This window comes from Paraburkholderia sp. Ac-20347 (assembly GCF_017104805.1).
GTDB lineage: Bacteria > Pseudomonadota > Gammaproteobacteria > Burkholderiales > Burkholderiaceae > Paraburkholderia > Paraburkholderia tropica.
In genome coordinates, this window is record NZ_JAAGPN010000226.1 from 1 (window position 1) to 13,501 (window position 13,501).

The 13,501-nt window shown below is 65.1% G+C and carries 12 protein-coding genes; 6 read left to right on the plus strand and 6 right to left on the minus strand.

The annotated features are described in order from the left end of the window. From G3N97_RS29720 to ppk2, 3 genes are all read left to right on the plus strand, one after another. A partial coding sequence (locus G3N97_RS29720; RefSeq protein WP_205996516.1) for an FCD domain-containing protein occupies positions 1 to 724 on the plus strand: 724 nt, incomplete at its 5' end. An 83-nt stretch (positions 725 to 807) separates the two neighbouring features. Beyond that, positions 808 to 1,206: a VOC family protein gene (locus G3N97_RS29725; RefSeq protein ID WP_205996517.1), complete on the plus strand. Its 399-nt coding sequence runs from the start codon at positions 808 to 810 to the stop codon at positions 1,204 to 1,206. Positions 1,207 to 1,393: 187 nt separating this feature from the next. Further along, on the plus strand, positions 1,394 to 2,332 hold the full coding sequence (ppk2, locus tag G3N97_RS29730) for a polyphosphate kinase 2 (protein ID WP_205996518.1): 939 nt from the start codon (positions 1,394 to 1,396) through the stop codon (positions 2,330 to 2,332). 124 nt (positions 2,333 to 2,456) lie between these two features. Here ppk2 and G3N97_RS29735 read toward each other — a convergent pair whose 3' ends face one another. Continuing rightward, a complete protein-coding gene (locus G3N97_RS29735; RefSeq protein ID WP_205996519.1) occupies positions 2,457 to 4,055 on the minus strand; it encodes an inorganic phosphate transporter in 1,599 nt (532 codons plus the stop codon). Positions 4,056 to 4,339: 284 nt separating this feature from the next. Here G3N97_RS29735 and G3N97_RS29740 point away from each other — a divergent pair, with 284 nt between their 5' ends. Continuing rightward, positions 4,340 to 5,923, plus strand: a complete 1,584-nt coding sequence (locus G3N97_RS29740) for a sensor domain-containing diguanylate cyclase (protein WP_346778139.1) — start codon at positions 4,340 to 4,342, stop codon at positions 5,921 to 5,923. Positions 5,924 to 6,147: 224 nt separating this feature from the next. Here G3N97_RS29740 and G3N97_RS29745 read toward each other — a convergent pair whose 3' ends face one another. After that, complete coding sequence (locus G3N97_RS29745; RefSeq protein ID WP_065063351.1) at positions 6,148 to 6,552, minus strand: helix-turn-helix domain-containing protein; 405 nt, start codon at positions 6,550 to 6,552, stop codon at positions 6,148 to 6,150. Positions 6,553 to 7,188: 636 nt separating this feature from the next. Here G3N97_RS29745 and G3N97_RS29750 point away from each other — a divergent pair. After that, positions 7,189 to 7,587, plus strand: a complete 399-nt coding sequence (locus G3N97_RS29750) for a hypothetical protein (RefSeq protein ID WP_205996521.1) — start codon at positions 7,189 to 7,191, stop codon at positions 7,585 to 7,587. Positions 7,588 to 7,730: 143 nt separating this feature from the next. On the opposite strand, the gene G3N97_RS29755 is transcribed toward G3N97_RS29750, so the two are convergent. Continuing rightward, positions 7,731 to 7,967: a DUF2964 family protein gene (locus G3N97_RS29755; protein WP_205996522.1), complete on the minus strand. Its 237-nt coding sequence runs from the start codon at positions 7,965 to 7,967 to the stop codon at positions 7,731 to 7,733. Between the two features lie 661 nt (positions 7,968 to 8,628). Between G3N97_RS29755 and G3N97_RS29760 the strand changes: the two genes are divergently transcribed. Then, entirely contained in the window at positions 8,629 to 9,666 is a 1,038-nt protein-coding gene (locus G3N97_RS29760; RefSeq protein ID WP_205996523.1) for a zinc-dependent alcohol dehydrogenase family protein, read from the plus strand. A 40-nt stretch (positions 9,667 to 9,706) separates the two neighbouring features. On the opposite strand, the gene G3N97_RS29765 is transcribed toward G3N97_RS29760, so the two are convergent. From G3N97_RS29765 to G3N97_RS29775, 3 genes are all read right to left on the minus strand, one after another. Next, positions 9,707 to 10,300 carry a YigZ family protein gene (locus tag G3N97_RS29765; RefSeq protein ID WP_205996524.1) on the minus strand — a complete coding sequence of 198 codons (594 nt, stop codon included), beginning with the start codon at positions 10,298 to 10,300 and terminating at the stop codon, positions 9,707 to 9,709. Positions 10,301 to 11,335: 1,035 nt separating this feature from the next. Further along, positions 11,336 to 11,647: a hypothetical protein gene (locus G3N97_RS29770; protein ID WP_205996525.1), complete on the minus strand. Its 312-nt coding sequence runs from the start codon at positions 11,645 to 11,647 to the stop codon at positions 11,336 to 11,338. 318 nt (positions 11,648 to 11,965) lie between these two features. Next, on the minus strand, positions 11,966 to 13,501 hold a 1,536-nt coding region (locus G3N97_RS29775; protein WP_205996526.1), incomplete at its 5' end, for an acyl-CoA synthetase.

The following is a 13,501-nucleotide window of genomic DNA, read 5'->3' on the forward strand; positions in this document are numbered from 1 at the left end:
CGAGCGCGTGCTCGCCCAGGATTACGGCGTGACGCGCAACACGGTGCGCGACGCGAACCAGCGGCTCGCCGCGCGCGGACTCGTGGCGAGCCGCGCGGGCGCGGGCGTGTTCGTGACCGACCAGCTGCGCACGGGCTTCGCTTCGCCGTGGGGGCAACTGGTGGCCGACCATCCGGCCTTGCGCGACGACATCCTCGAATTCCGCCGCGTACTGGAAGGCGCGACCGCGTATTTCGCGGCGCTGCGCGCGAGCGACGACGATCTCGAGCGCATCCGCGCGCAGATGGACGCGCTGGAGCGCACCCGCGAAGCCGACGACAAGAGCGCCGAGGCCGACGCCGACGCGAAGCTGCACGAAGTCATCGCGCAGGCCTCGCACAACGCGATGTTCCTGCATCTGCACACGAGCGTGCTGGGCGTGCTGCGCGAGCACATCACGATCAACGGCACGGGGCTGCGCGAGCAGACCGCCGACGCCTCCGGGCTGCTGCTCCTGCAGCATCGCACGCTCTGCGACGCCATTCTGGCGCGGCGTCCCGAGGAGGCGCGCACGGCCATGCAGACGCATATCGACTTCGTGCGCGCGCGGGTGGGCGAGGAGAGCGGATTGTTCGAAACTGGTCCGACCAGTGACGGCCGGCCCGTCGATAAGAGCGTCGGCGGAACCGGCCGCCGGTCCGCCGCGCCGAAGGAGGCGGGCCGGTCAAAGCGCGGGCGCGCCTGACGCCCGTGGCGGCGAAAGGCTGCTAAAGTCGGCGGACAGGGGCCGTGCGCGGCCCGCGACACCCATCACAAGGAGGCCAGGCCATGACCCCGCCCGCCACGCGTCACGAAGCGCGTATCCAGTCATTGAGCGCCGTGACGCTGACCGTGAGCGATCTCGCGCGCTCGCTGCGTTTTTACGAGCCGCTCGGCTTCGCGCACAAGCCGGGGCCGCGAATTGCGGGCTTTGCGTCGTTCGTGCTCGGCGGCGACGGCGGCGAGTCCTACCTGAACCTGCTCGAAGGGCCGCATGACGCGGTGGCGGGCTGGGGACGCGTGATTCTCTACGTCTCCAGCGTCGACGCCTTTTACCAGCAGGCCGTGGCCGCCGGTTTGTCGCCCGAATTCGCGCCGCAGGACGCGCCGTGGGGCGAGCGCTATTTCCATCTGCGCGACCCGGACGGCCACGAACTCAGTTTTGCGCAACCGTTGCAGCGCACCTGAGCGCGCGCGGAAAATCGGTAAGAAAATCGGTAAATCAGCGAAGCGGCAAATCAGCCCGTCGCGCGATGCATATGAAATACGCGTGACACCCGCCGCGCCGATAGTGGCGTGTGGCCGTGTCCATCGGCGCTTCGCTTGCGGGGCGCATCCGGCGCGGGGTGCCATTGATCGAAAAAGGAGAGTCGCCATGAACGAACTGGACCGCGAAGCGGCCATCGAGCAGGATCTGGAAGCGGAGCGTCATCGCCGCCGCCGTCTCGACGAAGAACTCATCGACGCCTACGACGAAGAGCTCGAAATGGAAGTCGACGACCGCCTGCAGGAAAGCGGTCTGCAGATCAGCGAGGAAGCGCGCGCGCTGCGCCGCGTCTATTTCCGCGAGCTGATCCGTCTGCAGGGCGAACTCGTGAAGATGCAGGACTGGATCATCAGCACGGGCCATCGCCTCGTTGTGATCTTCGAGGGCCGCGACGCGGCGGGCAAGGGCGGCGTCATCAAGCGCATCACGCAGCGTCTGAATCCGCGCATGTGCCGCGTGGCCGCGCTGCCCGCGCCGAACAACCGCGAGCGCACGCAGTGGTATTTCCAGCGTTACGTGCAGCATCTGCCGGCGGGCGGCGAAATGGTGCTGTTCGACCGTAGCTGGTACAACCGCGCGGGCGTCGAGCGCGTGATGAACTTCTGCACCGACGACGAATACGAAGAGTTCTTCCGCTCGGTGCCCGAGTTCGAGAAGATGCTCGTGCGCAGCGGCGTGCAGATCGTCAAGTACTGGTTCTCGATCACCGACGACGAGCAGGAAGTGCGCTTCCAGAGCCGGATCGACGACCCGCTCAAGCAGTGGAAGCTCTCGCCGATGGACCTCGAAAGCCGCCGCCGCTGGGAAGCGTACACGCACGTGAAGGAAGTGATGCTGCAGCGCTCGCATATTCCCGAAGCGCCGTGGTGGGTCGTGCAGGGCGTGGACAAGAAGCGTGCGCGCCTGAACTGCATTCACCATCTGCTGAGTCAGGTGCCGTATCACGAGGTCGAGCATCCGCAGGTGACGCTGCCCGCGCGCGTGCATCATCCCGACTATATCCGCCAGCCGGTGCCGGAAACCATGATCGTGCCCGACGTGTATTGAGCGTCGCGTCCGGTTCTCGGCCGGCTCGAATAGAAAAAGCCGCGCTCCTTTCGGGGCGCGGCTTTTTTTACTGCGATGCTGCTTTTACTTGTGGTCCTTGCCGATAGCGATACGAATGCGGCGCTCAGAACAGGTGGCGGAACACCCAGTACAGACCGCCCGCGAGCACGATCGACACGGGCAGCGTGAGCACCCACGCGAGCACGAGGCTGCGCACCGTGTTCCATTGCAGACCCGAGCCGTTGGCGGCCATCGCGCCCGCCACGCCCGAGGACAGCACGTGGGTGGTCGAGACCGGCAGGCCGTACATGTCGGCGGCGCCGATGGTGGCCATCGCCACGAGTTCGGCGCTCGCGCCCTGGCCGTAGGTCAGATGCTGCTTGCCGATACGCTCGCCCACCGTCACCACGATGCGCTTCCAGCCCACCATCGTGCCGAGACCCAGCGCGATCGCCACGGCCACTTTCACCCACGTCGGGATGAACTTGGTCGCGTGATCGATCTGGCTGCGGAAGTTGAGGATCGCCTTGGCGTCGTCGGCGGCGAAGGCGGGTTGCTTCGCCTTGTCGATCAGGCGGATCGCTTCGGAAATCACGTACATGTTGTTGCGCACGTTATCGATCACCGATTGCGGCACGTTGCCCATCGAGCCGTAGCCGGCCACCTGCTGGCCCACTTCGGCGGAGAGCGCGGAGAGCGCCGGGATCGTCTGCGGCGTGAGCGTGCGCGAGCTGATATAGCGCTCGACTTCGGTGCGCACGGCGGTGGCATCGGTGGGCGCGGGCACGCCGTTCGCATATTTCTCGAAGGTGCGTGAAGCCTGTTCGGCGACCGCGACGAAGGTCTGCGATTCGCCCGGCGTCACGGCCTTATTGAGCGCGTAAGCGGTCGGCACCGTGCCGATCAGGATCAGCATGATGAGGCCCATGCCCTTCTGGCCGTCGTTCGAACCGTGCGCGAACGAGACGCCCGTGCAGGTGAGAATCAGCAGCGCGCGGATCCAGAACGGCGGCGGTTCTTTGCCCTTCGGCTCGGCGTAGAGCGCGGGCACGCGCACGAGCGCCTTGAGCACGAGCAGCAGCAGCGCCGCGCACAGGAAGCCGACGATCGGCGAAAACAGCAGCGACTTGCCGACGCCCATCGCCTGGCTCCAGTCCACGCCGCTCGTGCCGCTCGAACCGTGCATCATCTGGTTCATCAGACCCACGCCGATGATCGAGCCGATCAGCGTATGCGAGCTCGACGAAGGCAGGCCGAAGTACCAGGTGCCCAGATTCCAGATGATGGCCGCGATCAGGAGTGCGAACACCATCGCGAAACCGGCGCTGCTGCCCACCTGCAGGATCAGCTCGACGGGCAACAACTGCAGGATGCCGAACGCGACCGCGCCCGTGGACGTGAGCACGCCGAGGAAATTCCACGCGCCCGACCAGATCACCGCGAGGTTCGGCGAGAGCGAGTGCGTGTAGATGACGGTCGCGACGGCATTCGCGGTATCGTGGAAGCCGTTCACGAACTCGAAGCCCAGCGCGATCAGCAGCGCGATGCCGAGCAACAGCCAGGGCAACGCAGAGCTTTCGCGCACGGGAGACAGATCGTCGGCGAGATGCATGCCGACATAGACGGCGCCCGCGGCGATCACGAGCAGGAAGGCGAGCAGGCTCGCGCTGCGGCCGCGTGCGGGCGAGGCGCCAGGCTGCGGTGACAGGGAAAGGTCCGGCATGACGTGCTGGCTCCTGTAGCTGAAAGGGCGATGAAAATGCGGCGAAAGTCGCGCTTCCGATCATCCGGAGCCAGCGTGTCGGATTGATGACATTTTCGTGCGTACGGCTCGCAAAGCTCGCAAGAAAAGGGCGTTTTACGCGTGTTTTGCGTGTCAATCGTCGGAGGAATGGGCGCGTGGTCGAACGTGTTCAAGAGCCTGAACGTCATCCCGCCGTGACGGAGGACGAGGTGAAGCGGACCGCGTCGCCCGAGCCGCGGCCTCGCGGACGGCTGGCGCGGCGCGTGCTTTCGCCGACCCAGCGTCTGCGCCGCTGGCTGTTCGCGCAAGGCCGGCTCGCCACGCGCGCGATCGGCAATCATCCGTTTTTCGCGGGGCTCTCGGGCACGCTCGTTGCCACGGTGATGGCGACCGTCACGTATGTGGCGCTTTACGAAAGCCGCGCCGAGGAGATGCGGCACGCCGTCGAGACATCGCAGAACATCTTGCGGCTCCTGAGCAGCGATATCGCGCGCAATGTCGAGCTATACGATCTCTCGCTGCGCGCCGTGGTCGCGAGCGCGCAGGAAAGCACGACGTGGACGCTGCCCGACGCGCTGCGCCAGCGCGTGCTGTTCGACCGCGCGACGGCGGCCTCGTATCTCGGCGGCGCTTATGTGCTCGACGCGCAAGGTCACGTGAAGGCGTCGCAGAGCGGCGAGGCCGCGCCGAACCTGAGCGTCGCTGATCGCGATTACTTCGTCGCGCAGCAGCGCGATCCGCAACTCGGCCTGTTCATTTCGAAACCCTATGCTTCGCGGCTGCGCAACGGCGTGCTGTCGATCGGGCTCACGCGCCGCATCAGCGCGCCCGATGGCGCGTTCGCGGGCGTTGCGCTGCTCGGCGTGCGGCTCGAGTATTTTCAGCAACTGCTCGATCACATCGATGTGGGGCCGCGTGGCGCGGTCTTCATCATGATGTCGGATGGCACGCTCATCGCGAGCAAGCCGCTGATACCGAACAGCGTCGGCGCGAATTTCCGCCAGCGCGAAACCTTCAAGGTCGTGTCGAGCCATCCGGCGGGCACCTTCGCCGCGCATTCGGCGGCCGACGGCGTGGAGCGTCTCTACACGTGGAGCCGCGTGGGCACGACGCCGATAATCATCGGCGTGGCGCCCGCCGTCGCCGATATCCTCGCGGGCTGGCGGCGGCGCAGCATGGTCGCGCTCGTCATGACGACGGTGTTCGGCGGCGCGTGGGTGGCGGTGTCGTGGATTCTCGCCTTCGCGCTGCGCGACAAGCTGATCGCCGAGGGCGCGTTGATGCGCCTCGCGGTCACCGATCCGCTCACGGGACTCTCGAATCGGCGTGCGCTCGATCAGCGGCTCGTCGTCGAATGGCAGCGCGCGGTGCGCGAGCGCGAGCCGCTGGGCGTGCTGTTTCTCGACATCGACCACTTCAAGCTGTTCAACGATACCTACGGGCACGCCGCCGGCGACGAGGTGCTCGCGCTGGTGGCCGAGCGCATCGCGTCGGGCACGCGGCGCGCCGCCGACATGGTCGCGCGTTACGGCGGCGAGGAGTTCGCGGTGGTGCTGCCGGGCGCGACGCTGGCGGGCGCGGAGAAGGTCGCGCAGAAGATCCGGCGGCGTATCGAGTCGGCGAATCTGGCGTTCACGGGCTCGCGCCACGGCTGCGTGACGGTGAGCGTGGGCTGCGCGAGTTGCGAGCCGCCCGTGGGCGTCAGCGGCGCGAAGCTGCTGGCCGCCGCCGACGTGCAGCTCTACGAGGCGAAGAACGCCGGGCGCAACCAGGTGCGCGCGAAGGCGTGGACCGGCGAGGACGACATCGCGCCGGGCGCGTCGGCGGCGCCGGACGTGGCAGGCTGAATTGCCGGCTGAATGAGGCTTGTGCGCGGCGTGTGCGCGGCGTGTGCTGAATCAGCGCCGATTCCGCACGGAAACGGCTCCGTCGCATAACGCAACGCAGCGCAATGCGGCGCACGACGCACGCACCAGCGCGCGCGGGTGTCGTCACGACGCCCGCGGCCGGGTGCAACCTGAGTGCAACGTTTGCGCGAATTGCCGGACCTGCCCGCGTGAACCCGTTCGAATCAGCGTGCCGATTTCGACAGGCGATGGCCGAGGCCGAGATTCGACACGATCTGCCACGTATAGACGCGCGAATAATGGACGCCGAACTGGCGGCCGATCAGTTCGCGCACGCGGCTGTTGGTCCACGCATCGCTTGCAAAACCATGCTCTCGCGCCGAACCGTGCAGCGCATTGGCGATCCAGCCCAGCGCGGCGTGGTCGAGCACGGAAGGGCGGCCGCCCACGCTCATCTGCTGGAGCGCGGCGAGACCGCCGTCCTCCACGATGGACTTGTAGCGGCGCACCGTCTGGGCGGAGAGGTGCAGCGAGTCGGCCACGGCATGCACCGTGGCGCCTTCCACGAGCATCTGTCCGGCGGCCATCCGGCGCGCGACGCTCGGCAAATTTTCGGTTCTGGTCAGCATGTGATCACTCGTCGACGAAAGATTCCGGTCATGCGGCTTGCGGATGCGCCGCTCCTTCAACCCAATTCCTGCATGCGGGTCTTGTCGTTTGCTGCGGCCTTGCGTCAACACCTGCTCGACGCGTGGCCTCTTGCGGACGGCGAAACGTGACGTCCACGCGGGACGTCCACTGGGACGCGTGCGGACCGCTCGGGCAGTCCGCAGCGGATATTAATAATTGTTTTTGTAGGGAATGTGTATAGCTGGCGGAAAAATAGTCTGCTTGACTTACGGATTTTCCTGGACTATCGGAAAAAATGAACGTATCCAATTCGATCAACAATACGGCGACGCATTGCGCGTACGCGCCATCATGGACCGCCGACCGGTCCTGAGCAATGTTTGCAATCCTTTTTATCACGGCCGCCCGGGGGCAGATTACGAGAGCGATCCCGTAAATTTGGGCAGAATGCATTTCCGATTTCCATTGAATCGCTTTGCGAAATTCGTGGTGCCTGAATTCACGCGTTTGAATCGCTGAATGCGATTTGAATTGAGTCGGATGGATCGAAAAGGCGGACCGGTTTCACGCTGCTGCGCGTCGCGGCGCGAATCCGCAAGTCTCTCCCGCCTCGAATACTTTTACGGGCTACAGCAATGAATACAGAACTCGACGAAAAAGTGGGACGCCTGCTGCGGCGCGCAGCCAGCCGGCGCGGCCTCGTGCCGTATGGGGCCTTTCACGCGCTGTTCGCGCAGACCGTGCCGCTGCGCGAGCGTTACGAGCAACTCGAAGCGGCGGCGGCGGCGCTGTGCGAGCCACAGGTGGCCGATTACGCGTCGCTGCTCGCGACCGATTCGGGGCTGCCGGGGCCGGACTTCTTCACGCGCTTCCGGCGGCTGCACTCGGAGCGCTATTACGCGACGCTCGGCGCGGACCGCCATCGCATGCTCAAGCTCACGGAAAAACGCCAGCTCGCGAGCGAGGAGCGCGAGCGCGTCTACGATCACTATCGCAGCGCCGAGCCGTGTGTGGCAGTCGGGCAGGGCGCGTGACGGCTGCCACGCGGTTGTGTTGTGCAGGCGTCGTGCAGCGTCGTTGATCGTCGAGGTGGCGCGTGTCGAGTTGCAGGCTGCGCGCCGCCTGCCTGATCCGGGCGGCGCGAGGTGAGTCGATGTGAGTGCGTGTTGAGTCGACGCTAGTCGACGCGATTGCGGTCGCGCGCGAGGATCGAGACGTACACGGCCGTCGAGACGATGATCACGCCCACGCCGATCATCACTTTCTGGTTGTTGAACTGCACGAGCCCGAGCACGGCGATCGCGATGCCCGTGGCCGAACCGAGCGTTCCAATGGCCGCCACCAGGATGCGCAGCTTGCTCCAGACGCGGTGGCGCCGTTCGGGACCTGCGCCTTCCCTCAAACGATCGAACATCTTCTCGTCCCTTTCACGTGATGTGCGCGGCCTGATGACCCCGCGTGGCGGCGCATGCGCTGCCACGCGCGCGCCGCCCTCTTTGTTACGAGATTAGACGATCGTGCGCTTCGTTGCTTTCCAGATGTCAGGAAGGCGGACAGCAACGCGCTGTCATGAAGCCGCCGTAATGAAACTTTCTGCGGACTTTTCCCTGGGTTTAAGTTTGCCTTAATTTTGCGTCGCCATGATGGGTGCGTCGGGTCGATTCGATAGTCGATTCGCGGTTGTTCTTCACGTCCCCTGTTAGCCGCCGATTTTCATCGGCGGCTTTTTTTTTGCCGCATGCGATTGCGATTTTGCGTGGCGCGCACCGCGCTTTTAGTTCGCCGTTTTTTCAGCATTTCCGTCGATGGCGATTGACGCAGGCTGCGACGATTCGTCTGCGTCCATTAGTCCATTTGCGCAGTGTCGTGCGCGATTCCGGTGCTAAGCTCGATTGAGTCCGGATGCAGTCCGTCATGACATCGGACGACGCGCAAAGGCAGCGTTAATCGACGAAATAATCGCATCCACCGTCGCGCACTATGCAATGACACGCAATGACACGGCGATGAAGCGCGCGCGGCCATTGCACATCGTTTCTTTTCTTTTCCTCGCATCGTCTAAATGGAGGAGCAAGATGAAAGCACTCGTATTCAATGGACCCGGCCAGAAAGCGCTGGCGGATAAACCCGAACCGCAACTCGAAAAACCGTCCGACGCCATCGTGCGCGTCACGAAGACGACCATCTGCGGCACCGATCTGCACATTCTCAAGGGCGACGTGCCCGAGGTGAAGCCCGGCACGACGCTCGGCCACGAAGGCGTGGGCGTGGTGGAAGCGGTGGGCGAGGGCGTGTCCAACTTCAAGGTCGGCGACGCGGTGCTGATTTCCTGCATCAGCTCGTGCGGCAAGTGCGAATATTGCCGCCGCCAGATGTATTCGCACTGCACCACGGGCGGCTGGATTCTCGGTCATCTGATCGACGGCACGCAGGCGGAGAAGGTGCGCATTCCGCACGCCGACACGAGTCTTTACCACCTGCCGAAGGGCGCCGACGAAGAGGCGCTCGTGATGCTCAGCGACATTCTGCCGACTGGCTTCGAATGCGGCGTGCTCAACGGCAAGGTCAAGCCGGGGCAGACGGTGGCGATCGTCGGCGCGGGGCCGGTCGGGCTCGCGGCGCTCATGACGGCGCAGTTCTACGCGCCGGGCCGCATCGTCATGATCGATCTCGACGACAACCGGCTCGAAGTCGCGAAGCGCTTCGGCGCGACCGACGTCGTGAACAGCAAGGGCGGCGACGCCGTCGAACGCGCGACGGCGCTCACGAACGGACGCGGCGTGGATGTGGCGATCGAGGCCGTGGGCATTCCGGCGACCTTCGCGATCTGCGAGTCGATCATTGGCGCGGGCGGCACGATTGCGAACGTGGGCGTGCACGGCACCAAGGTCGATCTGCATCTGGAGAAGCTCTGGGCGCACAACATCACGCTCACGACCGGACTCGTCGACACCTACACCACGCCGATGCTGCTCGCCACCGTCGAGTCGAAACGTCTCGAACCGGGCAAGCTCGTCACGCACCGCTTCACGCTCGATCAGATCATGGATGCGTACGCCACCTTCGGCGAAGCGGCGCGCACGCAGGCGCTCAAGGTGATCATTTCGGCCTGAGCGCGCGCGTCAGAGTGTGAGAGCGCGAGCGCTGCGTCGCTCAGTCGTGTTCCGGAAAGCCCGCGCGACCTTGCGTGAGATCGCGCAGCGTGTCGCGCGCGGCTTCCACTTCGGTGGCCGGAAGCTGGACCGTCAGGCGCACGGTCATCGTGTAGCGGCTGTCGACGAGCGTGTGCTGACCTTGCTCGATCCAGTGACGCACACGCGTTTCGTCGGGATAGCCCACTTCCACCATCAAGCGCGCCTGCGCGATGCGCTCGACGCGCGGTGCGTCCTTGAGCGCGTGCGCGATGGCGTCGGTGTAGGCGCGCACGAGGCCGCCCGCGCCGAGCTTCACGCCGCCGTAGTAGCGCACCACCGCGGCGAGCACGCCGTCGAGATCGTGATGACGCAGCACTTCGAGGATCGGGCGGCCGGCCGTGCCCGAGGGTTCGCCGTCGTCGGACATGCCCGACTGGCCGCCCGCCAGCAGCGCCCAGCAGACGTGCGTGGCCGTGGGATGTTCGTCGCGCAGACGGCGCAGTTCGGCCATGGCGGCTTCGCGGTCGGCAACCGGAATCGCGAGGGCGATGAAGCGGCTCTTGCGGATATCGAGTTCCGCGCCGACGGAGTTGGCAAGGGTATAGGTGGGCAAAGCGGGCGGGGCCGGTAGCAAGGCCGGAGCGGCCAGGGCAAACCGTCATGTTAGCGGATGTGCCGGCGCGCGCGGTTGGGCGGACAGGCCGCGCGTCTTGTCGCGGGATCGTGCGCGCGATGTCGCGGCAAAAAACTGCGACGTCAGGCCGCGCTGCGGCATCTTGACAATTTCCGTAATGGATTCTTGCGCGTTGTGCTAATGACGCTTTGGGCGCGAGGCCCGATAATGCGTTCCATGACGGGTCTAGCTCTGGCTGGAGCGAATCCGAACTCCTCATTCGGTGATCCGTCATATACCGATTTCGTCGTGGCGCCGCAGCTCCTGCGCCGCGATCTCCCAGACGCTTCCTCTCTGCGGCAAGCACGCAGAAAAAATCCCCGGTCAGGATGTGCTCCGATGACCGGGGGTCATAAGGCTCGCCTGTTCTCAAGAGGCGATTCCACCTTACGCCCATCAAAAATCCACGGCAACGCAAAATAATGTCGCAGGCCGTGCGCGTTCTACGCGTGGGTGCGCTTGCGCGATGGCGTCATCGCGGTTTTTCGCGCGCAAAAAAAAGCCCCAACCGTAGCGGCCGGGGCAATGAGAATACACCGTGCGCTCCGGGGAACGAAACGCCCGACCACCTTAACCGCCAGCCGGGCCTGGATCAACGCGGGCGCATTACGCAGCATTACCTTCTGTGCGCTTGCACACGGATCCGCCGTGCGTAAGCGCAGCGCCGGGCGCGCGTTTTTCCCTTCGTTCGCGTCAATTGTGATTCGGAGCCCAAATCAAGCGAACACGGGCGATAGTCGCAGTTAGCAGGATTCAGGTAAGGGAGTGAAATGCGCGCCGCGCTGCGTCGCCCGAAAATGGCGCGAAAGCGCCCCGTCGAGGGGAAAGATGCGGGAGAAACGCGGGATCAATGCGAGAGAAACGCGGGAGAAATGCGTCGAGGCCGGTCTCTCTTTCGAAGAGACCGGCCTCGGCGGTCCGGCTAACAGCGAGAACTTCACGCGGCGCTCGAAGACAGCCGCGCAAGATCACGCATTAGTAGCGCGGCGGGGGCGGCGGACGATGGTCGTCGTGACCGCGCGGACCCGGATCATGCGGGTGATGGTGCATCCACTCGTCGTGCTCCCAGTAACGGTGGCCGTCCCAGTAGCGGTTGTCGTGCCAGCCGATCGACAGTTGCACGCCCACCGGCATCATGTGCGGCTGACCGTATTCGGGCGCCGAGTCGGCGCGCAGACCGTACGGTGCGGATTGAGCGAAGGCGCTCGAGGCGCCCATCAGCGCGCCGCCGGCCAGCAGTGCAGCCGCGAGGGCGCGTGCGGGGGTCTTCCAGCTCTTGGTGTTCATGTTCTTTCCTCCTCTTCGGGTTCATCGTCGCCGCGCATCGGTTGTTGCGCTGCGTTCGACCACGGAACCAAGCTTAGCGAGAGGAACGCAGGGAAAACGTGAGCACTTGTAAGCTTTCGTTTCACTCAAACCCTCATAAGAAATCGGCGCTTTTAACAGTCGAACCTTGATGCAAAAAGGATTACCGCGCCTTTCTGAAGATTGCGCGCGCCGATCAAAGGGCCGGGTTGTCAAGAGGCGTTACATTCGGCGGCGGGCAGACGCGGCTTCGACATCGCCCGACGCCTGCCGTCGCGCTTCCGAGCTTTCAAAAACCCTTCATTTTGCGGGCTTTTCTGACTTGCCGAGGTCGATTGCGCTTTGCGACCCCACCTGCGCGCGCAACTCGTACTTCTGGATCTTCCCGGTCGCGGTACGCGGCAACTCGCCGAACTTCACCACGCGCGGCACCTTGTAGCTCGCGAGAAACAGCCGGCAATGCGCGACGATCTCCTCGGCCGTCACGCTCGCCCCCGGACGCAGCTCGACGAACGCGCAGGGCACTTCGCCCCACTTCGGATCGGGCATCGCGACGACGGCCGCCAGCGCGATCGCCGGATGCCGATACAGCGTGTCTTCCACTTCGATACTCGAAATGTTTTCGCCGCCCGAAATGATGATGTCCTTGCTGCGATCGGTGATGCGCACGTAACCATCGGGCGTCATCACGCCGAGGTCGCCCGTATGGAACCAGCCGCCGCGAAACGCGTCTTCGGTGGCGCGCTCGTTCTTCAGATAGCCCTTCATGCAGATGTTGCCGCGGAACATGATCTCGCCGAGCGTTTCGCCGTCGTTGGGCACGGGTTCCATTGTCGTGGGATTGCGCACGCTCACGCCCGCCTGCAGGTGATAGCGCACGCCCTGACGCGCGGCGAGACGCGCCTGCTCGTCGTCGGGCAGCGACTTCCACGCGTCCTGCACGGCGCACACCGACGCGGGCCCGTAGACCTCCGTGAGCCCATAGACGTGCGTGAGTTCGATGCCGATCTGCTTCATCTTCGCGATCACGGCCGGTGGCGGCGGCGCGCCCGCCACCATCGTGCGGACCGTGTGCGCGATGCCTTCGCGATACTCGGCGGGCGCATCCGCGAGCGCGCCCTGCACGATGGGCGCGCCGCAATAATGCGTGACGCCTTCGGTGCGGATCAGGTCGAACACGAGCTTCGCGTCGAACTTGCGCAAACACACGTTCACGCCCGCGCGCGCCGCAATCGTCCACGCGAAACACCAGCCGTTGCAGTGAAAGAGCGGCAGCGTCCACAGATAGACGGCGTGTTTCGGCAGATCCCATTCGAGGATGTTACTGACCGCGTTCAGATACGCGCCGCGATGGTGATAGACCACGCCCTTCGGATCGCCCGTCGTGCCCGAGGTGTAGTTGAGCGCGATGGCGTCCCATTCGTTGGCGGGCGGCTGCCACGCGGACTCGGGATCGCCCTGTTCGAGGAAGGTTTCGTAGTCGATCGCGCGCGGGAAATGCTCGGGGTCGGCGGGCGCGACATCGGCGACGGTGATGATTTTCAGCTCGGGAAACGCGAGCGCCGCGCGTTGCGCGAGCGTGGCGTATTCGGTATCGACGATCAGCGCTTTGGCCTCGCCATGACGCAGCATGAACAGCATGGTCGCGACGTCGAGCCGCGTGTTGAGCGTGTTGAGCACGGCGCCGAGCATCGGCACGCCGAAGTGCGCTTCGACCATCGCTGGAATGTTCGGCAGCAGCACGGCGACGGTGTCGCCGCGGCCGATGCCCGCGCGCTGGAGCGCGCTCGCGAGGCGGCGCGTGCGCGCGTAAGTGTCGCGCCAGGTGCGGCGCAC

Excerpts from the sequence above, each read along its gene's own strand:
- G3N97_RS29745 (WP_065063351.1), bottom strand. The coding sequence starts at position 6,552 with ATGCTGACCAGAACCGAAAATTTGCCGAGCGTCGCGCGCCGGATGGCC.
- G3N97_RS29750 (WP_205996521.1), top strand. The coding sequence starts at position 7,189 with ATGAATACAGAACTCGACGAAAAAGTGGGACGCCTGCTGCGGCGCGCA.
- G3N97_RS29770 (WP_205996525.1), bottom strand. The coding sequence starts at position 11,647 with ATGAACACCAAGAGCTGGAAGACCCCCGCACGCGCCCTCGCGGCTGCA.
- G3N97_RS29755 (WP_205996522.1), bottom strand. The coding sequence starts at position 7,967 with ATGTTCGATCGTTTGAGGGAAGGCGCAGGTCCCGAACGGCGCCACCGC.
- G3N97_RS29725 (WP_205996517.1), top strand. The coding sequence starts at position 808 with ATGACCCCGCCCGCCACGCGTCACGAAGCGCGTATCCAGTCATTGAGC.
- G3N97_RS29735 (WP_205996519.1), bottom strand. The coding sequence starts at position 4,055 with ATGCCGGACCTTTCCCTGTCACCGCAGCCTGGCGCCTCGCCCGCACGC.
- G3N97_RS29760 (WP_205996523.1), top strand. The coding sequence starts at position 8,629 with ATGAAAGCACTCGTATTCAATGGACCCGGCCAGAAAGCGCTGGCGGAT.
- ppk2 (WP_205996518.1), top strand. The coding sequence starts at position 1,394 with ATGAACGAACTGGACCGCGAAGCGGCCATCGAGCAGGATCTGGAAGCG.